This is a genomic window from Archangium sp. Cb G35 (assembly GCF_001896145.1).
Lineage (GTDB): Bacteria > Myxococcota > Myxococcia > Myxococcales > Myxococcaceae > Archangium > Archangium violaceum.
The window spans coordinates 318329-341617 of the sequence record NZ_MPOI01000011.1; the positions used below are offsets into that span (position 1 = coordinate 318329).

General features: G+C 68.3%; 14 protein-coding genes. 6 read left to right on the forward strand and 8 right to left on the reverse strand.

The features are described from left to right. Positions 1 to 221 precede the first annotated feature (221 nt). A complete protein-coding gene (locus tag BO221_RS32010; RefSeq protein ID WP_073564625.1) occupies positions 222 to 863 on the forward strand; it encodes an SRPBCC family protein in 642 nt (213 codons plus the stop codon). A gap of 38 nt (positions 864 to 901) precedes the next feature. Here the strand turns inward: BO221_RS32010 and BO221_RS32015 are convergent, their stop codons facing one another. Continuing rightward, a complete protein-coding gene (locus tag BO221_RS32015; protein ID WP_073564626.1) occupies positions 902 to 1390 on the reverse strand; it encodes a tetratricopeptide repeat protein in 489 nt (162 codons plus the stop codon). Positions 1391 to 1491: 101 nt separating this feature from the next. Between BO221_RS32015 and BO221_RS32020 the strand changes: the two genes are divergently transcribed. Next, the gene (locus tag BO221_RS32020; RefSeq protein ID WP_073564627.1) at positions 1492 to 5844 is read left to right on the forward strand and encodes a carbohydrate binding domain-containing protein; all 4353 of its coding nucleotides are present in this window, start codon (positions 1492 to 1494) and stop codon (positions 5842 to 5844) included. A 75-nt stretch (positions 5845 to 5919) separates the two neighbouring features. On the opposite strand, the gene BO221_RS52955 is transcribed toward BO221_RS32020, so the two are convergent. Next, positions 5920 to 8832, reverse strand: a complete 2913-nt coding sequence (locus BO221_RS52955; protein WP_143195797.1) for a hypothetical protein — start codon at positions 8830 to 8832, stop codon at positions 5920 to 5922. 413 nt (positions 8833 to 9245) lie between these two features. Here BO221_RS52955 and cglD point away from each other — a divergent pair, with 413 nt between their 5' ends. Continuing rightward, positions 9246 to 11984 (forward strand): adventurous gliding motility lipoprotein CglD, encoded by a 2739-nt coding sequence (gene cglD, locus BO221_RS32030; protein ID WP_073564628.1) that lies wholly within the window; start codon positions 9246 to 9248, stop codon positions 11982 to 11984. 50 nt (positions 11985 to 12034) lie between these two features. Here the strand turns inward: cglD and BO221_RS32035 are convergent, their stop codons facing one another. From BO221_RS32035 to ptsP, 6 genes are all read right to left on the reverse strand, one after another. Further along, positions 12035 to 12520 (reverse strand): hypothetical protein, encoded by a 486-nt coding sequence (locus BO221_RS32035; RefSeq protein WP_083681672.1) that lies wholly within the window; start codon positions 12518 to 12520, stop codon positions 12035 to 12037. 216 nt (positions 12521 to 12736) lie between these two features. Then, the gene (locus BO221_RS56490) at positions 12737 to 13348 is read right to left on the reverse strand and encodes a hypothetical protein (RefSeq protein ID WP_233166335.1); all 612 of its coding nucleotides are present in this window, start codon (positions 13346 to 13348) and stop codon (positions 12737 to 12739) included. A gap of 124 nt (positions 13349 to 13472) precedes the next feature. Next, positions 13473 to 14654, reverse strand: a complete 1182-nt coding sequence (locus BO221_RS32050; RefSeq protein ID WP_198956224.1) for an epoxide hydrolase family protein — start codon at positions 14652 to 14654, stop codon at positions 13473 to 13475. Positions 14655 to 14752: 98 nt separating this feature from the next. Then, positions 14753 to 16582, reverse strand: coding sequence for a PTS fructose-like transporter subunit IIB (locus BO221_RS32055; protein ID WP_073564630.1), 1830 nt, complete (start codon positions 16580 to 16582; stop codon positions 14753 to 14755). Continuing rightward, entirely contained in the window at positions 16579 to 17544 is a 966-nt protein-coding gene (gene pfkB, locus BO221_RS32060; RefSeq protein WP_073564631.1) for a 1-phosphofructokinase, read from the reverse strand. The genes BO221_RS32055 and pfkB overlap by 4 nt, the downstream gene beginning before the upstream one ends. Next, positions 17544 to 20417: a phosphoenolpyruvate--protein phosphotransferase gene (ptsP, locus tag BO221_RS32065; RefSeq protein WP_073564632.1), complete on the reverse strand. Its 2874-nt coding sequence runs from the start codon at positions 20415 to 20417 to the stop codon at positions 17544 to 17546. The genes pfkB and ptsP overlap by 1 nt, the downstream gene beginning before the upstream one ends. Positions 20418 to 20529: 112 nt before the next feature. Between ptsP and cra the strand changes: the two genes are divergently transcribed. From cra to BO221_RS54110, 3 genes are all read left to right on the forward strand, one after another. Further along, a complete protein-coding gene (cra, locus tag BO221_RS32070) occupies positions 20530 to 21513 on the forward strand; it encodes a catabolite repressor/activator (RefSeq protein ID WP_073564633.1) in 984 nt (327 codons plus the stop codon). A gap of 105 nt (positions 21514 to 21618) precedes the next feature. Continuing rightward, positions 21619 to 22656 carry an aldo/keto reductase gene (locus BO221_RS32075; RefSeq protein ID WP_073564634.1) on the forward strand — a complete coding sequence of 346 codons (1038 nt, stop codon included), beginning with the start codon at positions 21619 to 21621 and terminating at the stop codon, positions 22654 to 22656. Between the two features lie 71 nt (positions 22657 to 22727). Then, positions 22728 to 23237 carry an enoyl-CoA hydratase/isomerase family protein gene (locus tag BO221_RS54110; protein ID WP_073564635.1) on the forward strand — a complete coding sequence of 170 codons (510 nt, stop codon included), beginning with the start codon at positions 22728 to 22730 and terminating at the stop codon, positions 23235 to 23237. The last annotated feature ends 52 nt before the right edge of the window (positions 23238 to 23289 follow it).

Here is a 23289-nt window from a genome sequence, read left to right on the forward strand (position 1 = left end):
ATCTGAGCCCGGCCAGCTACTACCGTCAATAGTAATGGACCCCCAGCTCTTTCCCAACTGCTGGGCGCCGTCCTTCAAGACGCACCATGGGAGGAAGCCTGGCATGCCTGCTCGGCCAGACCGCCGGAGCGGGTGGCCCGGACGCTCTGTCCGGAGACGCGGAGCATTTGCCGTCCAGCCGCCAGGGACATACGGTTCAACCCCGCCTCTCTGGAGACGAAATGCTCAAGAAGATTTCCCTCTCGCTCGTCGTTGCCCTCATCGGCGTGGGTGCCGTGGTGGCGTCGCGGCCGTCCACCTTCCGCGTCGAGCGGTCCATCACCATCGCCGCCCCCGTCGAGCTCCCCTTCGGCACCGTGAACGACTTCCACAAGTGGAAGTTCTGGTCTCCCTGGGCGGCGAAGGACCCGAAGATGCAGACGGCCTTCGACGGGGCCTTCGCGGGGCCCGGCGCCATCTACACCTGGTCCGGCAATGATCAGGTGGGCAAGGGCAAGATGACCATCGTGGACGCGAAGCTCTACGAGTCCATCCAGATCCAGCTCGAGTTCTCCGAGCCCTTCGCGGCCACGAACACCACCTTCTTCACGTTCAAGCCCGCGGGCGAGGGCAACATCCAGGTGACCTGGGCCATGGAGGGGAACAACACCTTCCTGGGCAAGGCCATGTCCCTGTTCATGGACATGGACGGGATGATCGGCAAGGACTTCGAGCAAGGCCTGGCCACCATCAAGACGCTGACCGAGAAGGAGGCGAAGAACCGCATCGAGCGCGAGCTCCAGCTCCGCGCCCGGACCGCCGCCGAGGCCGCCAGGGTCGAGCAGGAGGCCCAGGCAGCCCAGGCGGGCACCTCCACGCCGTGAAGTCCCCGCTGTCCCCTTGAGCGCCGCCGGGCGGGCCTTCAGCGGCCGCCCAGGTTGGCGCAGGCGCGTTTGTCACCGCCATCGCACGCGCGCTGGATGAGCTTGTTGGCCTCCGCGTCGTTCTTCTCGGCGCACGAGCCCGTCCGGTGGCAGATGCCCGCGCTGAAGCACCCCCCCGGATCTCCGCCGTCACAGGCGCGCTTGTAGAGCGAATAGGCCCGAGCCGGATCCGGCGCGCCCACGCCCCGCCCCTGCCAGACGAAGGTGCCCAGCACGTTGCACGCCCGTGCGACGCCCGCGTCACAGACGCGCGTGTACAGCTCCACCGCGCGCGGTGCCTCACCGCGCCGATCGGCCTCCATCGCCCCGTCCAGACACCCCTTCACCGTCCCGCCAGGGCACTGCGCGTCCTGCTTCGCCAGGGCCGCCGCTTCCTTGTCCTGCGCGCTCGGCCCGGACGCACTCCCCTGCTTCTCGGAACACGCCGCCATCAGGAGCAGCGCGCACACCCAGAACCCCTTTTTCATGTGAACTCCTAATAAAACTGGATTTCAGAAGAAAGTGACAAAAACAGTTAGCCCTACTAATCCGTCCGGCGCCTCCCCAACCCCTCTCCCCGAGGAACCCCGTGAACCGATTGAAGCCATTGCTGCTGCCCGCCGTGGCGGCGCTGCTGTGGGCCGGGCCGGCGCAGGCGCAGATCGCCGCGTCGCACGTCTACCACAACCACATGCCCAACTTCTGGGCGTACTACGACGTGAGCAAGTACGCGTCGACGCCCGTGGGCGGAGCCATCCGCTACACGTATGACGGCCAGGTCATCAACCTGAAGCAGAACCCGCCGTCGAACTACACCTATTACCTGCCGTCGGGCGCGCCGATGCCGCACGACGATCTGGTCACCTACTACTCGCACCACGCGAAGACGGGCGCCTATATGTACTGGCCCCCGAACGTCGCGGCGGACATGAGCACCAATGCCCCCACCGGGCAGATCCACGTGACCATGTCCGGGTCGGTGGTGAACAACGTCCAGGATCTCAACACGCTGCAGAACGTCCCCGGCTACAACAACACCAGTTGGGGCACGCCGTGGCGGGACCGGTACAACACGCTGCGCACTCCGGCGGGCAACCGGACGCTGGATCTCATCCACTTCACCGGCCACCACTCCATGGGGCCGCTGGTGGGGCCGGAGTACTTCCTCAAGGATCTCATCTACCAGAGCACCACGCTCGCGCAGCCCTACTTCCTGGGCGGCAACTTCCAGTCCTCCAAGGGCTTCTTCCCCACGGAGCTGGGCTTCTCCGAGCGCCTCATCCCCACGCTGGCGAAGCTGAACATCCAGTGGTCCGTCATCGGAGACAACCACTTCTCGCGCACGCTCAAGGACTACCCCTTCCTGAACGATCCGGGCTCGGACACGCTGGTGTCACCGCCCAACCGCGCGGACCTGCAGAACACCAGCAACGTGGGCAGCTGGGTGAGCGTGCAGATGGCGCACGAGCAGCAGACCATCCGCAACAAGTACCCGTTCGCCTCCACGCCACACTGGGTGCGCTACGTGGACCCGGCCACGGGCGCCGAGTCGCGCGTGGTGGGCATCCCCGTCAACCAGAACGGCTCCTGGCTCGAGGGCTGGGAGGGCGAGGCCACCGTCGACGTCGTCAACCTCCGGAGCTTCGAGGGGCTCGTGCCGCAGAAGCAGTTCTTCGTCATCGCGCATGACGGAGACAACTCGGGCGGGCGCGCGGGCTCGGAAACCACCTGGTACAACGGCCGCAGCGTCACCTGCACCAATGGCGTGCAGTGCATGGGCATCAGCGAGTACCTCGTCAACCACACGCCGCCCGCCACCGACGTGGTGCACGTGCAGGACGGCTCGTGGGTGGACACGCGTGACTCCTCGTCCGACCCCCAGTGGCATCACTGGAAGCTGCCCTTCGGCATCTGGAAGGGCCAGTTCCCCGCGTTCAACTCGGCCACCGGGCTCAACCTCGCGCCCAAGACGAACCTCAGCGGCGTGCAGGAGGGCATGACGGTCTCCTTCGAGCACGGCTGGCATTACCTGGAGCGCAACTTCGCCCTGCTCCAGGCCGCGCTCAACTACGCGAAGACGGCCGAGCAGATCTGGCTCGACGGCCACCCCAACCACTGGAAGCCCACCACCACCCTGGACAATCAGGTGACGCACGCGGGCAACCAGCTCAACCCGTGGATGATGTCCTTCCCGGTGAAGGGTGACGCGGCCAACGACTGGGCGGGCGGCGCCAACCCCGCCGAGCTGGCCTGGTACTTCCTGCTGCCCGCCATGGACTCGGGCTTCGGCTACTACGACGAAAACCAGGACGACAACGTCAAGCCCACGCTCGCCTTCAACCAGTCGCTCTACTTCTCCAAGCCCTACGTGCAGGACCGCCTCACCCAGGACCGCACCGGGCCGTCCGTCTGGTGGCCGCAGCGCTGGCCCTACAACCCGGGCAGCGCCAACACGGACAAGTCCGAGGGCTGGACGCTCCACCACTTCAACAACAATTTCGCCATCTACACCTACGCGTACGACCTGAGCGGCATCACCAGCATCAAGGCCCGCGTGCGTGTGCACACCAGCAAGAGCATCGACCCGCAGGACAACACCCACAAGGTGTATGACCCCGCCGCGCGCAAGGCCGCGGGCGTGCCCAACATCGACACCACGCGTGTGGGCGCCTGGGTGGACTTCCCGTTGACCCGGCGCGATCTGAAGCCCGTCATCAACGGCGTCGCGTGGCAGCCCGCCTACCTGCCCGTCATGGCGAAGGTGCCCGCGCAGGAGATCGGCGACCTCTACTACGTCTACCTCGGCAACTACCGGGACCAGCTACTCGACTACTACATCGAGGCCACGGACAGCCGGGGCAACGTCACCCGCAGCGAGATCCAATCCGTCTACGTCGGCGCGGGCCGGTACAACCTGGTGGGCGGCAAGTACATCGAGGACCTCAATGGCACGGTGCAGGGCACGCACCCGTTCCTGGTGGTGGACACCACGGCGCCCTCCACGCCCACGGGCCTGGCCCTCTCCACGAGGACGGATCGCTCGGTGAAGCTCACCTGGAACGCGGCCACGGACAACGTGGCGGTGACGGGCTACGACGTCTTCCGCAATGGCACGCAGGTGGGCTCGAGCAGCACCACGAGCTACACGGACAGCGGGCTCACCGCGAGCACCGCGTACAGCTACACCGTGAAGGCGAAGGACGCGGCGGGCAACACCTCGGCGGCCAGCACGGCGCTCTCCGTCACCACCCTGGCGCCGGACACCACCGCGCCCTCGGCGCCCACGGGGCTGACGGCCTCGGGCACGACGAGCTCCTCGGTGGCCCTGCTCTGGACGGCCTCCACCGACAACTACGGCGTGGCCGGGTATGACGTCTTCCGCAATGGCACCCAGGTGGCCTCCGTCACGGGCACCAGCTACACGGACACGGGCCTGTCGCCGAGCACCGCGTACAGCTACACCGTGAGGGCGAAGGACGCGGCGGGCAACGTCTCGGCGCAGAGCACGGCGATCTCCGCCACCACCGGCGCGGGCAACACCGCCACCGTCTATTACAAAAAGGGCTTCGCCACGCCGTACATCCACTTCCGTCCCACGGGCGGTACGTGGACGGTGGCGCCGGGCTACGCCATGCCCGACTCCGAGGTGAGCGGCTACGCGAAGTACACCGTCAACCTGGGCTCGGCCACGCAGCTCGAGGCCGTCTTCAACAACGGCAGCGGCACGTGGGACAGCAACAACGGGAGCAACTACTTCTTCCCCACAGGCGTCTCCACCTTCAGCGCTGGCACCATCACCGCGGGAGCACCGGTGGCCGACACCACGCCGCCCAGCGTTCCCGGTGGCCTCACCTCGCCCTCGAAGACGTCCGCGTCCGTGTCCCTGTCGTGGACGGCGTCGACGGACAACATCGGCGTGACGGGCTACCTCGTCTTCCGCAACGGCACGCAGGTGGGCACGCCCACGGGCACCACGTATACGGACAGCGGGCTCGCGGCGAGCACCGCGTACAGCTACACCGTGAAGGCGCGGGACGCGGCGGGCAACACCTCGGCGGCCAGCACGGCGCTCTCCGTCACCACCAGCTCGGGCAACTCCGTCACCGTCTATTACAAGAAGGGCTTCTCCACGCCCTACATCCACTACCGCCCCGCGGGTGGCACGTGGACGACGTCACCGGGTGTCGCCATGCCGAACGCGGAGGTGGCTGGCTACGCGAAGTACACCATCAACCTGGGCTCGGCCACACAGCTCGAGGCCGTCTTCAACAACGGCAGTGGCACCTGGGACAACAATGGCGGGCTCAACTACTTCATCCCCGCGGGCGTGCAGACGTTCAACGCCGGCACCATCACCGCGGGCGCGCCGTCCGCCGACACCACCGCGCCGAGCGTGCCCACGGGCCTGACGGCGCCCTCCAAGACGTCCACTTCCGTCTCGCTCACGTGGACGGCTTCCACGGACGCCAGCGGCATCGCCGGGTATGACGTGTACCGCAACGGCTCGCTGGTGGGCTCGCCCACCTCCGCCAGCTACACCGACACCGGCTTGAGCGCCGGCGCCACGTACAGCTACACCGTGCGCGCCCGGGACACCGCGGGCAACGTCTCCGCCGTGAGCACGGCCCTGAGCGTCACCACCAGCACCACCGGCGCCACCGTCACCTTCAACGAGACGGCCAGCACCGTGGTGGGCCAGAACATCTACGTCGTGGGCAGCATCGCCACGCTCGGGAGCTGGAACACCGCCAATGCCATCCAGCTCTCGCCGGCCAACTACCCGGCGTGGAGCGTGACGCTGAGCCTGCCCGGCTCCACGGCCTTCGAGTACAAGTACATCAAGAAGGACGGCAGCGGGAACGTCGTCTGGGAGAGCGGCGCCAACCGCACCTCCACGACGCCCGCGGCCGGCACCGTGACGCTCAACGACACCTGGAAGTAATCCGTAGCGGGAAGTGCCCCGGCGCGAGGCCCATGAGCCTCGCGCCGGTGGTCCCCGCCGCTCCCCTGCTCTTCTCTACGTACCGCTGGCCAGGGTGTGGCTGCCGCTCCAGGCCCGGTTGAGGGTGAGCCACAGCACGCCCGAGGTGGAGTCGAAGGAGGCGAAGTAGTCCACGTCCGCATTCAGAAGCACGCCGTCCAGGTAGAGGCGCGCCGGCACGCCCGCCGCGGCACGAACCATGAAGAGCGGATTCTGCAGCTCGCCTCCTGCGGCGTTCAGGGTCGCGTTGAACTGGCCGGACAGGTCCGCCTGGAACTCGTAGGCCGCGTAGTTGCTGTTGTACCCGGGCACCGGATAGGTGGTGGAGTCGGAGCGCGCCACGCCGCCCGGACCGGAGGTCACCACCGCGCCCTGAACCACGCTGAGCCGCGCATTGAGCATGCTCTCCACATGCGTCGCCTGAGCCAGGACTTCCCCAGCGCTCTGCTGACCCATGACCATGAAGACGGAATAGCTCTGGTAGGGATGACCCACGAACGACCCCTCGTAGCCATAGCCGTCGTAGAAAGGCTTGCCCACGGCGTCGTACATCAAGCCCCACGCGAGGCGCTTGCTGCGAGTCTGGCTGGTGTCACCCATCTCGTACTGGCACATCTGGTAGGGCCAGTTCCAATTGGGCGGCATCATCCAGGAGCCGAAATTACCGGGGTTCGCACGAGTCTCGGAGGTCCGGCCCCAGTTGTCGCTCAACCAGGTGCCGCCCGTGTTGTGCTGGAGCCAATTGAGCGTCTGCACCATGCCCATCTCGGCATCGGCGGCGCGGGAATAGAGCATGGTGTAGGGGACGACGTTGGGCTGGCTGTAGTCCCATTGGCTCTGGGCCGTGAAGGGTTCGGTGCGGGAGAAGAACTTGTACTTGTCGCCCCACTTCACGCCGTCCACGAACGCGTTGGTGCCATCACCATCCCAGGCGATGTCGCCATAGGGCGTGCGGGAGTCCGCGCTGGTGGGCAGGCCAGAGGAACCCGCGGCACTCGTGTCGAAGGTGACGGCGTAGACCGGATGATCCCGCCCCGTCGCGAAGAACCAGTGCACCGTGACTTTGACCGGAGTGCCGCCGATGGGCATGTTCCAGGAGAACTCGTGGATGGCATGGTGGCGGCCAACGAAGACCCGGCGGTAGTTGCCCGCGAGGTTTCCGGAGTGGCTCACCCCATTGCCGCTGAAGTGACTTACCACATAGCCCCAGCCGTTCCAGATGTAGCCGGCGCCGCTGGTGGCGCCGGTGCCCGTGGCGACGCGCTCCGACGTGCCAGTGTAGAAGCGGAACTGGCGAAGCATGCCGCCGTAGCTGCCGCCGGGATCACGGGCGGTGTTGCGCGTGAGAACGGCCGTCCGCTGCTGCTTGCCCGCATCCAGCCAGCGGTAGACGTCCGAGTCGTAGTTGCCGGGCAGCTCGTTGGCCCAACTGAGGGACGCCCAGGTGTCCACGGCCGGAGGATTCACCGTCACCGAGACAGAGGCCGTGACGCTGCCCGCCTCGTTCGTCGCCGTCAGTGTGTAGGCCGTCGTCGCGGACGGGGTGACCGTGACGCTCGTCCCCGTCACCGTTCCCACTCCCGGCGCGATGCTCAGGCTCGTAGCCCCGGTTGACGTCCAGCTCAGCGTCGCGCTCTCACCCGCGGTGATCGTCGTGGGCGCCGCCGTGAACGAGGAAATGGTGGGCCGCTGCCGCACCGTCACGGTGGTGGTGGCCGTGACGCTGCCGGCCTCATTCGTGGCCGTCAGCGTGTAGGTCGTCGTCGTGGCCGGGGTGACCGTCACGCTCGTCCCCGTCACCGTGCCCACGCCCGGCGTGATGCTCAGACTCGTGGCGCCATCAGCCTCCCAATTCAAGGCCGTGCTCTGGCCCACGTTGATCGTCGCCGACGCCGCCGTGAACGAGGAGATGGTGGGCCGCTGCCGCACCGTCACCGTGGTGGTGGCCGTGACGCTGCCCGCCTCGTTCGTGGCCGTCAGCGTGTAGGTCGTCGTCGTGGCCGGGGTGACCGTCACGCTCGTCCCCGTCACCGTACCCACGCCCGGCGTGATGCTCAGACTCGTGGCGCCATCAACCTCCCAATTCAAGGCCGTGCTCTGCCCCACGTTGATCGTCGCCGAGACGGCCGTGAACGCGGAGATGGCCGGTAGCTGCCGCACCGTCACCGTGGTGGAGGCAGTCACGCTGCCCGCCTCGTTCGTGGCCGTCAGCGTATAGGCCGTCGTCGTGGCGGGAGTCACCGTCACGCTCGTCCCCGTCACCGTGCCCACTCCTGGCTCGATGCTCAGGCTCGTGGCTCCCGCGACCTCCCAGTTCAACGTCGTGCTCTGCCCCACGTTGATCGTCGCCGACGCCGCCGTGAACAAGAAAATGGCCGGCGGCTGCCGCACCGTGACCGTGGTGGTGGCCGTGACGCTGCCTCCCTCGTTCGTAGCCGTCAGCATATAGGTCGTCGTCCTGGCCGGGGTGACCGTCACGCTCGTCCCCGTCACCGTGCCCACATCCAGCTCGATGCTCAGGCTCGTGGCTCCCGAGACCTCCCAGTTCAACGTCGTGCTCTGGCCCACGTTGATCGTCGCGGACCCCGCCGTGAAGGCATGGATCGTCGGCGGCGGCGGCTTCGTCACCGTCACCACGGACTCCGCGTACCGCGCCGTATCCGCCACGCTCGTGGCCCGGACCCTGTACGTCCCTTCCTGCCTCGGCGCCTTGAACTCGCCCTCCTGGGTGATCTCCCCGCCCGTCGCGGTCCAGGTGACCGACGTGTCGCTCGCTCCCGCCACCGTCGCCGTGAAGCGTTGCGTCCCAGCCATGGGCAGTGTCACCGCCGCCGGCTCCAACGCCACCGTCACCTGGGGGCCGTCCCCTCCTCCACCGCCAGGGTCACAACCCAGCAGGGCCAACAAGGGCAGCATCAGCACCAGGGAACTCGAGTTCCGGCACATCATGGGCCTCCGATTCAGAAGGGGATGCACGCGAGGGGGGTGCGTGCCGACGGCACTTTCTTATGTCTTCCCATTCTGACGAAGCACGTCCGTTGAGAGCCGAAATAGACAACATCCCGGCACGAACTCCGTGAGTCCCGCTCCGAGGCACACCCCTGTTCGCATACATCCGCTCCACGCACTGTCCGTATGGAGCACGCGCTGGAGCCAAAGCCTGTTGGTGCAATCAATCTCTCTCAAAATGCACGCATTCTTCCAACACATGAAATCCCTTACCGGCAACGGAATCCGCCTCGGGCCGTAAATCCCAGCCCCAGCGAAACAAGATGGCATACGTCCACAAACGTATATGATTCAGATTGCCGTGTGGGGGGGCGGTATTCCAGACACCTCAGAGCATCCATGAGGAAGGCCCCATGAATCCAAGACAACTGATCAGCGCCGCACTGCTCGCCATGAGCCTGCTGGCGGCCCCCGCGTGTACCGATCCCAACACGGGACCCGTCGACACACCGGACACCGGACCCACGCCACTGCCCACCGATCCCAATGATCCGAACAACGCCGCCAAGGACACCGACTGTGATGGCCTGAGCGACAAGTTCGAATTCGAAGCGGTCTACGACGGGCAGAAGACCCACCCCGGTCTCACGGACACCGATCAGGACGGACTGCCGGACGGGCTCGAGGTGGGCGTTGGCAAGGCAGTGGACGGGACGTCCTGCACCATCCCCGCGGACGCGGATGCCTCGATGCAGACGAGCCCCGTGAAGGCGGACTCGGACGGGGACGGCCTGCTGGACGGCGTGGAGGACGCCAACCACAACGGCAAGGTGGACGATGACGAGACACACCCGCTGCTCGTGGACTCGGACTGTGACGGCCTGCGCGATGGCCCGACCAGCGGGAGCGTGAAGGGCGAGGACCAGGACGCCAACGGCACCCGCGCGCCCTCCGAGACGGACCCGCGCCACTTCGATACCGATGGAGACGGCATCTCCGACGGCGTGGAGGTGGGCGCCACCACCAACCTGGACGAGTCCAACTGCGCGGGCATCTTCCGCCCGGACGCCAACCCCGGCACGGCCACGGACGCGACGAACCCGGACTCCGACGGCGACGGCGTGAGCGATGGCGCCGAGGACACCAACCAGAACGGCAACGTGGACCCGGGCGAGCTGGATCCGCGCACCAGCGACGCCTCGGGCCCCGCCGGCCAGGTGTGCACCACCAACAACCTGCGCCCCGTGATCTTCCAGTCCGAGGAGGGCGCGGACATCAAGCTGGCCCTGCCGCCCACCTTCACGGAGGTCACGCAGATCAAGTCGGGCACCGAGGTGAAGGGGCTCGTCGGCTATGACAGCACCACCAAGGTGGCCTTCCTGGCCTTCCGGCGCCCCGCTCCCGCGAACTCCACGACCGCGCTCGGTGACGAGGAGGAGTTGCAGCCCGCCATCGCATCCAAGGGCGCGCTGAGCAACCGCACCCACCAGTCGTTCAAGACGTGGGAGGGCTTCGAGGCCGTGCAGGCCTTCTATGACCAGGCCGGTACGACCACGGACCTCAAGCGCCGCACGGATCAGCTGGTGGACGCGCTGGTGCCGGGCAGCACGGGCCGCCTCAGCAGCGCCGCCGCGGGCGTGACGGGCAACTTCCGCGTCCAGTCGCTCTTCGTGCACCGCTCCAACCAGAGCCTCGTGGTGGTCATCGCGGTGGCACCCCTGGCGGGCGTGACGGGCGGCAACCGCAGCACCCCCGCCGCCTTCTCCATCAAGGATCTCTCGGATGGCTCCGCGCTCGCCCAGTTCGGCGAGCCCACGGCGGCGCAGTGCGAGCGCTTCACGCTCCCGGTGGCCAAGGTGGACTTCCTCTTCGTCGTGGACGACAGCGGCTCCATGAAGACCTCACAGCTGTCGCTGGCCGCCACCGCCCAGTCCGCGGCGGACGCGCTCAACGCCTCGTCCATGGACTGGCGCATGGCGATGGTGACCTCGGCCTACCACGTGGGCAATGCGGGCGACGGACCCAACGTGGCCCGGCTGCGGCGCTTCACCCGCAACGTGAGCAAGGTGAAGTCCTGGCTGACGGAGAACAGCACGTGCTCGTCCGGCACGTGCAGCCTCCCCGCGGCGCCCGAGTCCGCGCCCTGCCCCGGCGGCTCCACCGAGGGCGCCAACGGCGGCTGCTGGGTCGGACTGTCGGGGAACGGCTTCGAGGGCGTGCTCGGCGCGGCCCGCAAGTCCATCGACGACATGACGCCCGGTACCGAACCCGGCGCCTCCGAATCCCCTGCCCTGGCGCGCAAGGACGCCATCCTCGTCGTCGTGCTGCTCGGTGATGCGGACGATCAGACCACCGGCTACAGCACCACCGAGGAGAACTGCGGCACCGGAGGAAGCAAGGACAAGGCGGGCAGCAAGTGCGTGAACGTCCTCGAATTCGCGGAGTTCTTCGGCACCAACTCGGAGCTGTCGGTGCCCAAGAACAAGACGGGCAGGCACATCACCGTGCACGGCATTGTGTGTCCGGCCGGCAAGGCCTGTGGCTGCAGTGAGGGCACGACCTGCACCGTGACCACGGGCTCACGCGAGTTCAATCCACTGCCCGCCAACGGCCCGCAGCGCCACGCGTCGGTGGTCAACGCCACGGGCGGCGTGCTCGGATCCATCCTCGACACCGCCTCCATCGAGACCTCGATGGACGCCATCATCGACGATACCATCGGCAAGGCGGGCTACAAGACCCTCAAGCCGCCCATTGGCGCGTCCATCAAGGTGGCCATGGAGAACGTGCGAGACCCGGCCGTCTGCAAGGCGAGCGGCGACATCCCGCGCAGCACCGCCAACGGCTTCGACTTCGACGGTAGCGAGCGCACCCTCTCCTTCTTCGGCGCCTGCCGCCCCTCGAGCGAGACCACCCAGGTGGCCGTCTCGTACCAGTACTGGGTGGATGCGGTGAAGTCTCCCGACGGCGGCGCCCCCTGCGAGGACGACCCGAACCACAGCGAGATCGAGCCGGATCACTGCACGGGCCCGCTGCTCGGCTGCAACGAGTCGGGTGACCAGTGCGTCTGCAAGCCCAACTGCGGTGACACCTGCGGCCAGGCCGCGCGGTGCGACATGACCAGCTGCCGGTGCATCCCGATCATCAACTAGTGCCCGGTGCGCTCCGGACCCGATAGAAGACGGGTCCGGAGTGCGCCCCCCTATTTGGCCGCGGGGGCCAGCGCGAACAGCAGCAGGGCCGCCTGCTCCGCGGGACTCCGCTCGCGGAGATCGGGCGGCACGGAGAAGCGCACCGGAGGCAGCAGCCGGCTGTCACAGCTGCGCCGCCCTTCGTATACCCCCTGGGCGAACGCCAGCTCATAGCGGCACTGGCTGATGTAGACGTGGAGCTCCTTCGGGCTGAAGCGCAGCGTCACCGGCCCATCGATGAAGCCCCCCTCGGCGAGCAGGGTGTCTCCCTCCGTGCGGACCTTCAGGTTCACGGGCGAGGTGCCCACGGCACCCGAGACGCCGTCCTTCTTGAGCGTGAGCTGCGCCACCGAGCCGAGCGCCCGCCCGCGGAGCTCCGTCCCGACGCGCTGGAGCTGGAGATCGCGCGACACGATGTCAGCACCACGCAGTTGCAGGTTGTAATTGTCATACGGAAGGTCCACGGAGATGACCGAGGTGCCTTCGGCCAGGGCCACTCCTCCCACGAGGAGACCGAGACCCAGAACACTTGACCAGGAGCGTAGAAGGGGCATTCCGTCAGTGTAGGCACAAGCCCGCCTCCTCGCATCACCGTCTCTCCGCCTCCACCGCGTACCCGACGTTCGCGAGGGTGTACCTCCCTCTCCGCCAGCGATTGCCTGCCTGGCCTGCGGGCGGATCGGTGCTGCGCGGGCACTGACCCACACCGTGGGTTACGCCACCATCCACCAGCCGCCGAGCATCACCGAACCGAACGAGGCGACCGCCGGCACGTGCCGCAGGAGCGCCTCGGGCTTCGGCATGGCGCTCGTGCCGGCGGACAGGGCCGCGGTGAGCCCCGCCATGGCCACGGTGCTTCCCACGACGAAGCCGCCGAGGTACAGCGCCTGCCACACGGGCGAGGAGGCCACCGCCGCCGGGAGCAGCATCAGCACCGCCGCGGCGCCCGTCAGGCCATGGATGAAGCCGATGGAGAGCACCCCCCACGTGCTCGCCCCGCCGGCCTTGGATGCGGCCGCTTCCTTGGCCGGCGTGCGATGGGCCAGCCAACGGCGCAACCCCACCATCCCCGTCATCACCAGTGCACCACCCGCGATGCGTTCCCCCCACGTCTCCAGCACCTCCAGGTTCAGTGCGGCGGCGACCAGCACCACGGCCGCCACGCACAGCAGGGTGCCGAGCGCATGCCCCAATCCCCACATCAACCCCACGCGCCAGGCCTTCCGGCCGATGCCCAGGGAGAGGGGCGCCAGGCTCAGCAGATGATCCGGGCCGGAGACGGCGTGAAGCGCTCCTGATCCCAATCCGGCAAGGGCAGCAACCATGAACTTCCTCCCAGTACGCCAACGCGGCGACACGCTGGTTTCGTGCAGAGAAAGATGCGTCCCGCGCCCGGATGTGACCAAGACAAGGTTTTCATCGGAGTGATAGGCCCAGCCTATCAGTGGCTCAGCGCTCGAGGCCCCGCAGAGGCCGGAAGAAGTCCCGGATGTCCTGGACCAGGCGCTCCGGCTGCTCCATGTGCGCGAAGTGGCCGCCCGCCGGGAGGACGTTCCAGCTGCGCAGGTCGAAATACTGCTCGGCCCAGCTGCGCGGCATCTGGACGACGTCCCTGGGCATGATGGACACGCCGGTGGGGACATCCACCACGCGGGAACCCGGGTGCGAGGGCTGCCAGGGGTGGTGGGCCGTCTCGTAGTAGAAGCGCGTGGCGCTGTTGAAGCTCTCGGTGACCCAGTAGAGGGTCATCGCGGTGAGCAGTTCGTCCTTGGAGAAGACCTTCTCCACATCCCCGCCGCAGTCGCTCCAGGCCCTGCGCTTCTCGAGGAACCAGGCGCACATGCCGGCGGGTGAGTCGTGCATGGCATACGCGAGCGTCTGCGGACGGGTGCTCTGGAGGGCCACGTAGCCCGTCCCCTCCATCAGGAAGCGCAGGGTCCGGGCCAGGGCCTCCTGCTCGCCGGGCGCGTAGGCCTCGGGCGGAGAAATACTCCGGGGGTTGGTGTTGGCATCGAGCGGCATCGGGAAGGTGGTGTGGAGGCCGAGCACCCGCTCCGGGTACTTGTGGCCGAGCTGCGCGGAGACGAAGGCGCCCGCGTCACTCCCCTGCGCACCGAAGCGCGAATAGCCCAGGCCCTCCATGAGGCGCACCCAGAGATCCGCCGTCTTCATGAAGTCCACCCCCGTTTGCTTGAGGGGAGTGGAGAAGCCGAAGCCCGGCAGCGAGGGCACCACCACATCGAAGGCATCCTCCGGCTTCCCTCCGAACTCGGCCGGGTGGGTCAGCGGGCGGATGACCTTGTGCATGTCCCAGAACGTCCAGGGCCACCCATGGGTCAGGACGAGTGGAATGGGGCTCGGGCCCTGGCCCTTCTCGTGGATGAAGTGGAGGGGGATGCCCTCGAGATTCACCCGGTAGTGAGAGAAGGCATTCATGGCCCGCTCCTGGGCGCGCCAGTCGAAGTCATTCGCCCAGTAACGCACGAGTTCGGAGAGGTACCCCTGCTCGGTGCCGTAGGCCCAGCCCTCGTTGCCATGGTCCCCCGCCCACCGCGTCCGTGTCAGACGCTGGTGGAGATCCGCCAGGATGTGTTCGGGAATGGAGACCGTGAAGCGTTCTGCCACCATCATGCGCTGACTCCTCTTCTGGCGATGAATCCTGGCCAGGGAGGAGACTAGAGCATTGCTTTCACCGAAAAGTGAAACCGCTCACCCGGAAGCCACCCGGCTCAGGCCGCCGCGCGATCGCTCCCGGACCCCATGTCCCAGCGATTGTCCCCAGAGGGATTCACCGCGCCCGGCAGCTCGGCCCGGCCGGTCTTGATCAGCGCATACCCGGCGCCCACCGCCAGCGAGCCGGCGGCAATCGACAGCAGATACAGCAGCACGTGATTGACCGCGTTGGGGATCAGCAGCACGAACAACCCCCCGTGCGGGGCCATCAACTGCACGCCGAAAAACATCGACATCGCGCCCGTCAGCGCTCCCCCCACCATGCTGACGGGAATCACACGCAGGGGATCCTTGGCCATGAAAGGAATCGCCCCCTCGGAGATGAAACACAACCCCAGCACCAGCGAGGCCTTGCCCGCTTCACGCTCCGGCCCCGAGAACTTGTTCCGGGCGAGCAGGCTCGCCAGGCCCATGCCAATGGGTGGCACCATGCCGGCCGCCATGATCGCGGCCATGGGACCGTACGAGCCAGCACCCGCCGACAGCAGCCCCACGCCAAAGGTATACGCCGCCTTGTTGATGGGTCCGCCGAGATCGAAACACATCATCGCGCCCAGCAGCACGCCGAGCAGGATCGCATTGCCGGAGTTCATGTTCGTCAGGAACCCCGTCACCGCCGACATGATCGCGGCCATGGGAGCACCGACGACGTAGATCATCACCAGCCCGGTGACGAGGCTCGCCACGAGCGGGATGATCAGGATGGGCTTCAGGGATTCCACGCTGGCTGGGAGCTTGACGTAACGGCTCAGGCCTCGTGCCGCGTAACCGGCGATGAAACCCGCGGCGATGCCCCCGAGGAAGCCGGCCCCGAGCTCACTCGCCAGATAGCCGCCAATCATCCCGGGAGCGATTCCGGGCCGGTCCGCGATGGAATAGGCGATGTAACCGGCGAGCAGCGGCACCATCAGCTTGAACGCCGCTCCGCCGCCAATGCGCATCAGCGCCGCCGCCAGCGAGCCCTCCTGTTTGAAGGCGTCGATGCCGAACACGAAGGACAGGGCGATCAGCAGGCCGCCCGCGACGACCATCGGCAGCATGAAGGACACGCCGGTCAGCAGATGCTGATAGGGACCGCCCCGGCCGGCGGCCTTGCCTCCCGCGCCCTCCGCCGCCGGACGTCCTGGCGCACCCGCCATGACCTGGGCCTTCTCCAGCGCATCGCGAATCGTCTGCTCGGATTTCTTCAGCGCGGTGCCAGTGGAGGTCCGCCACACCCGCTTGCCCGCGAACCGCGACGAGTCGACCTCGATGTCGACGGCCAGGATGACCACCTCGGCATCCCGGATCTCCTCCTCGGTCAGCGGATCCTGCGCGCCCACCGAGCCTCGCGTCTCGACGCGGAGGGAATGACCGAGCCCCTGCCCGGCCCGGGTCAGCGCCTCGGCCGCCATGAACGTGTGGGCGACCCCGGTGGGACAGGCCGTGACGGCCACGATCTTCTTCCCACCCTCCGTGGACGGCCGGGCCAGGGGCACGGGCGCCGCCTCGGTATGGCTGGCCGCAGCGGCCGTCGTCAGTGGCCTGGCGTTCAAGTCGGCCTGCTTCAGGAAGGCGTCCGGATCTGGCAGCGCCTCGGAGATCGGCGCCTGGTGGACGCGCTTGCCGACGAAACGGGTGAGGTCCACGGGCGCGCTCGCGGCGACAACGACCAGGTCGGCGGCCTCGATCGCCGCGGGGCCGGGCGGGACGACCGGCTCGAGCTGGCTGTGCATCTCCACCGTCACGTTCCAACCGCGCTGCTTCGCGGCACGCTCGAGCCCCCGAGCGGCCAGGAAGGTCGTGGCCACGCCACTCGGACAGGCCGTGATGATGATCACGTTCATCGCTGCGTCTCCCCGGTGAGGGGTTGCACGGTCAAGCTCCGCACGATCGTCTGCTCCTGAAGCATGCCGAGATCCCCGGCGGATGGGTCACCCACGCCAATGTGGCGCACGGACTCGGCGGCGAGCGCCGTCGCGAACCGCAGGCTGTGCTCACGCGGCCAGCCGGTCAGGACGCCGTGCAGCGCCCCCGCCAGCAGCGTATCTCCAGCGCCGACGGTGCTGACGACCGTCACCCGCGGCGACTCGGCCATCAGGGCCTCACCCCGCTGGGCCCAGATCACCCCCTCGGCCCCGGCGGAAACCAACACGTCCTCGATACCCTCGGCATTGAGCTGCAGCGCGGCCTGGAGCCGTGCTTCGGAAGTATCGAGCGGGTGGCCGGCCCAGCCGGCCAGCTCGGTCTCGTTGGGTTTGACGCCGGTGGGCCTCGCGGCCAGACCCGCCAACAGCGCCGGACCACTGGTGTCCAACCACACCGGCATCTGGCGTTCGCGGATGCGGGTGATGAGGCTGGCGAGCTGTGCGGGCGTCATGTTCGGCGGCAGGCTGCCGGAGATCACGACCGCATCGATTCCGGGCAGCAGCGGCCCCAGGCGCACGGACAGCATGTCCAGGGCATGCGCCGGAATGAGTGGACCCGGCCCGTTCAGGTCGGTGACCCGCCCGTCCGGCTCGGAGAGCTTCGCGTTGATGCGCGACTCGCCCGGTATCCGGACGAACGCATCGTGCAATCCGTAGCGGGCGAAGGCGCGCACGAAGGCCGTCTCGTTGTCGGCCCCCAGCAGGCCGGACACGGTGACGTCATGGCCCAGGTCCCTGAGCACCCGCGCCACGTTGATGCCCTTGCCGGCGGCGTCGAGCCGGGTGCTCTCGGTGCGGTTGACCTCACCCAGCCGGATGGGCCCGAGGCGGATCGCGAGATCCAGGGCGGGGTTCAGCGTCAGCGTCAGGATCCGTGCCATCAGACCGCCTCCAGGGCTTCGCGTACCGCGGCGGCGGTCGGCTGCCTCAATGCGAGCCCGGCCAGTTCGCGCGCCCGCGGCAGCGTCAGCTCGCGGACGGCGGCCTTCACCAACGGGACGCGGCGGCTGCTGACGGACAGCTCATCCACGCCCAGGCCCACCAGCACCGGGATGGCCTGGGGATCCGAGCCGAGCTCGCCACAGACACCCACCCAGCGGCCCTCGGCATGAGCGGCCTCGACCGTCAGCTGGATCAGCCGCAGCACGGCCGGGTGCATCGCATCGGACTGCGCGGACAGCTGCGGATGGCCACGGTCGATCGCGAGCGTGTATTGGGTGAGATCGTTGGTGCCGATCGAGAAGAAGTCGGCTTCCTTCGCGAGCGTGGGCGCGAGCAACGCACAGGACGGCACTTCGATCATCACCCCGAGCTGGACGTCAGCGGCCTTCACCTCGGCCTGCACGCGGTCGAAGATCGCCTTGCCCGCGCGGAACTCCTCGATGTCCTTGATCATCGGGAACATGATGCGCACCGGACGCGTCCCGGCGGCCATCAGCAGCGCGCGGATCTGCGTCTCGAGCACCTCCGGCCGCATCAGCGTGAGGCGGATGCCACGCACGCCGAGGAACGGATTCTCCTCGTGGGGCATCGGCCAGTACGACAGCGGCTTGTCACCACCAACATCGAGCGTCCGCGCGACCAGGGGACGGCCCGCCAGCGCATCGAACGCCTCGCCGTACTCGGCGATCTGCGCCGCCAGGTCCGGCGCCTCCGAGTGCTCCATGAACACGAACTCGGTGCGCAGGAGGCCAATGCCCTCGGCCCCTCGCTCGACGGCATCCGCGGCATGCGCGGTGTTGCCGAGGTTCGCGGCGATCTCCACGCGATGGCCGTCCCGGGTGCGTGCCTCCTCGTGCCGCCGGGCATGCGCCGCCCGCCGCAGCACTTCCTGCTCCTCGATGCGCCGCTCGGTGCGCTGGCGGCGCTCCGGAGCCGGAGCGGCGACCACGCGGCCACCCTCGCCATCGACGATCAGCTCGACACCGGTGGCCAACGCCAGCACGCGCTCACCCGCGCCCACCACGGCGGCGATGCCGAGGGCCCGTGCGAGAATCGCGCTATGCGAGGTGGCCCCTCCGCGCGCGGTGACGAGCCCGCGCACCTTCGCCGTATCCAGCCGCGCGACATCGGACGGGCCCACGTCGTCGGCCACCAGGATGTAGGGCTGCTCCGGTGGCATCGGCATCTCGACACCGCACAGCAAGCCGAGCACGCGGCGGCCCACGTCGCGCAAGTCCGCGGCGCGCTCCGCCAGCAACCGGTCCGCCAGCGATTCCTGCGCACGCGCCGCGATGTCGATCGCACGCCACCAGCCGGCCTCGGCCGATGCACCTCCACCGATGGACTCGAAGGCCGCGTCGCGCAGGTCCGGGTCTCCGAGCATCTCCGCATGGATGGAGAGGATCTGCGCGACCTCTCCCCCCACCGTCCGCTTCACCAATGTCTCGAGCTGCTGACGGGCACCGTCGAGCGCACGCTCCAGCCGTCCGCGCTCGTGCGTGGAGTCCTCGGCTTGCTCGGGGTAACTGAAATCCGGCAGGCGCAGCACGTAGGCGGGCGCGATCGCGAGTCCTGGCGCGGCTGGCACGGCCGTCAGCGGCTCGTCGGCCCCAGGAGGGACGACCGGCTCCACCGGAGCGGCCCGAGGGGCCTGAGCGGTCCGGGCGGCGCCCTCCTCGCGCGTCTCCTGGAGCGGCGTCACCGGCTCACCCAGACCGCCACGCACCGCGTCGGCCAGTGCCACCACGGCCGCCGCGGCGCCCTCCCCTTCCGCGGAGAACACCAGCGTCTGGCCCCGCCGCGCGCCGAGACTGAGCACACTGGTCAGACTGGCCGCGGAGACCGTCTCCCCGCTGCCCTCGAGCAGGCGGACGCGGACCTGGGCGGTCTGCGCCCGCGCTACCAGCACCAGTTCCTTCGCCGGCCGGGCATGGAGACCGTGCGCGTTGAGCAGGCGGACGCGCGCGGTCTGGGCCTGGGCGGACTCACCAGACAGCCGTGCCAGGAGCTGCTCGGCCGGCAGCTCCGCGAGCCCGGCGCCGTCTCCGCGCGCGAGCAACTCATCCAGCCGCACGAGCAGCGCGCGATGCGTGTCCCCCTGGGCCGCCAGACAGAAGACGCCGGAAACCTCCCCCGCGTCGACACGGAAGCGCTGGGCTGGAGTCGCCAGCGCCAGGGCCGGCGTCTTGACGCCGGAGGAGCTGTACACGAGCCAGAGTCCCTGGCCCAACGGCAGCGGCGTCTGACCGGCGATCGCCGCGACGAAGCCCGCGTCCACACAGCCGGCATGGCGCAGACGAGCCCCCGCGGCCAGGGCCAGCTCCAGATGATCGCGAACCGGCACGCCCAGACAGAGCGTCCCGGCATCGAGCCTCGCCGATACCGGCGCGCGGGACAGCGCCGCGATGACCTGGTCCGCGGTCGTCGCACGGGCCAGCGTCTCGGTCACGCCGTCACGCCTCAGCACGTGCGTGAGCTGACGCAGGATGTCGAGATGCTCGTCGGACTGCGCGGCGATCGTCACCAGCAGGTTCACCTGGGAGCCGTCGTGCCACGGGACGCCCTCCGGAAACTGCAGCACGCGCACGCCCGTGGAGCGCACATAGCGACGGCTCTCCGGCGTGCCATGGGGGATCGCGATGCCGTGGCCTAGATAGGTGGAGGACTGGGCCTCCCGGGCGAGCAGCCCCTCGCGGTACTCGGCTGATACCCGGCCGGCCTCCACCAGCGCGGCGGCGGCCTGGTCCAACGCCGCACGCCAGTCGGCGGCGCGGCAGCCCAGCCGGACATCGTCCCGAGTCAGCGTCAGCATCCGTTGCGTCCTTCCCGTCCCAAGGCTTATAGATGAACCTGCTGAATCGTGTCACCTAGATGGGTTGAATGCCAGGGACCCCACTGAAATTCCCCGGCCTCAGGAGGCCGAAGTGACATTGGCGGACATTGCCCGGCTGGCGGGCGTCTCTCGGACCACGGCCAGTTATGTGCTGAACGGACAGGCCGAAGCGCGCCGCATCAGCCCCAAGACGGTGGCGCGGGTGATGGCCGTGGTCGAGCACCACAACTTCCGCATCGACGCCCAGGCCGCCGCATTGCGCCGCGGTGCCAGCCGCACGCTGGGCTTCATCGTGCCGGACCTCGAGAACGCCAGCTACGCCCGGCTCGCGAAGCTGCTCGAGCACGGCGCCCGGAAGAAGGGCTACCAGTTGCTGATCGCCGGCTCTGGCGATGACCCCCAGACGGAGCGGGAGCTCGCGTTGACCCTGCGCGCGCGGCGCTGTGATGCGTTGATCGTGGCGAGCGCACTGCCCGCGAAGGACTCGTTCTACACCGGGCTGATGGAGGGCGGCACGCCGGTGATCGCCGTGGACCGCGCGCTGGACCCGAAGCACTTCGTCTGTGTGCTCAGCGACAACGTGTCCGCCGCCGAGGCCCTGACGCACTCGGTGCTGGATGAGCACACCCGGAGCATCGCCTGGCTCGACGCGGTGCCCGCGCTGTCGATCAGTGTCGAACGGCGCAAGGGCTTCCGGCGCGCCGTCAAGGGACGCATCGAGCACGTCCACGAGCTCACCGGCGCCCGGTACGACCGCGAGAGCGGCGCCCTGTTGATGCGCGAGCTGCTCGCCCGCCACGGCCTGCCGGACGCCCTGGTCACCAGCTCCTATACGTTGCTGCAAGGCGTTCTCGACGTGCTGCTCGAGTCACCTTCCGGCCTGCCCCGGTCGCTGCGGCTGGCGACGTTCGGAGACGATCGCCTGCTCGACTTCCTTCCGTTGCGCGTCAACTCGCTGCCGCAGCGGCACGAGCGCATCGCCGAGCTGACGCTGGCGCGCGCGCTGGAAGCGGTCCAGGGCCACTACGAGCCCGGCTGCGAGGTGGTGGCTCGTGAACTCAAGCGCCGCGGTTGAGCGGACACGGTGTCGCCTGGCGAACCGGTGGAGCGGATGGGCGTGGCCCGGGGTATCGCGCCGCGCCGGTCCAGTTACGTTCCGCCCTCCGTCATTGGAGGGTTCATGGATTCATCGCGCAGGAAGTTCTTGCAGCTGGCAGGCGTGGCCGCCGTCACGGCGAGCGTGGGAGGCATGACACCGGAGGCCGAGGCCGCCGAGGGCAGCGCCGCTCCGAGCCCCGATGCCATCCCCATGCGGACCTTCGGAAAGACGGGGGTGAAGGTCTCGGCCATTGGCGTGGGCGGGTTCCACATCGGAAAGCCGAAGGATGAGCAGGTAGGCATCCGCATCATCCAGGAAGCGCTCGATGCCGGCATCAACTTCATGGACAACGCCTGGGACTACCACCAGGGCCGCTCCGAGGAGATCATGGGCAAGGCGCTCGAGGGCCGGCGCGACAAGGCCTTCCTGATGACCAAGGTGTGCACGCACGGCCGCGACAAGAACGTGGCCATGAAGCAACTGGAGGACTCGCTGCGGCGGCTGCGGACGGATCACCTGGACCTGTGGCAGATCCACGAGGTCGCCTACGCCAACGACCCCGAGCTGCACTTCCAGAAGGGCGGCGTGGTGGAGGCGCTGGAGCAGGCGAAGAAGCAGGGCAAGGTCCGCTTCGTGGGCTTCACCGGGCACAAGCACCCGGAGCTGCACCTGCGCATGCTGAAGCACGGCTTCCCCTTCGACGCGGTGCAGATGCCGCTCAACGTCTTCGATGGCAGCTTCCGCAGCTTCGAGCGGGAAGTGCTCCCCGTGGTGCTCCAGCGCAAGATGGCGCCCCTGGGCATGAAGAGCCTGACGGGGAACGCGAACCCGGTGAAGCAGGGCGTGGTGACGGCACAGGAGGCCATCCGCTACGCGATGAGCCTGCCGGTCGCCGTCACCATCACGGGCATCGACTCCCCCGACATCCTCCAGCAGAACCTCGCCATCGCGCGCGGCTTCAAGCCGATGACGAAGGAGGAGATGGCGGCCCTGCGCAAACGGGTGGCGCCGCTCGCCGCGGACGGGCGATTCGAGCTGTTCAAGACGACGGCCGTCTACGAGGGCAACGAGGGACGGCAGCAGCACGGCTTCCCGCCCCAGGGCGAAATGCAGGGCTAGGAACGCCAGCGGCCCCGGTATAGTGCCCGGCGCGAGAGTCGCTCCACGTGCACGCCAAGGGAGACAGGTGAATGTCGGGACGCTTCGAGGCACGCGGTGACGTTGACATCATTTGGATCGACAACCCGCCGGTGAATGCCATCAGTCAGGCGGTGCGGGTGGTGCTCCTCGATGGGCTGAAGCAGGCGGAGGCCAACGGCTCCATCCAGGCCGTGGTCATCGCCTGCGATGGTCGCACCTTCATGGCGGGCGTGGACATCACCGAGTTCAGTGGCCCGCTCAAGTCTCCCGGCCTGCCTGAGGTGATCGACACGCTCGATGCCTTCTCCAAGCCGGTGTTGGCGGCGCTCCACGGCATGGCCTTCGGTGGAGGCTTCGAGGTCGCACTGGCCTGCGACCATCGCGTGGCCGTGACCAGCACCCAGGTCGGCCTGCCTGATGTGAAGCTGGGCCTGCTGCCGGGCTCTGGCGGCACCTCGCCGCCGACCAAGCGGACAGCACGGACGAGCCCGCGATCACCAGGGGCGCTCTCCGCCGCCAAGGTCCAGATTGGCCGCTCCGGCCGCTTCATCGGCCAATGAGCCATCCAGCTACACGGCGGCATTGGCACCACGATGGAGTACGGAGCGGGCC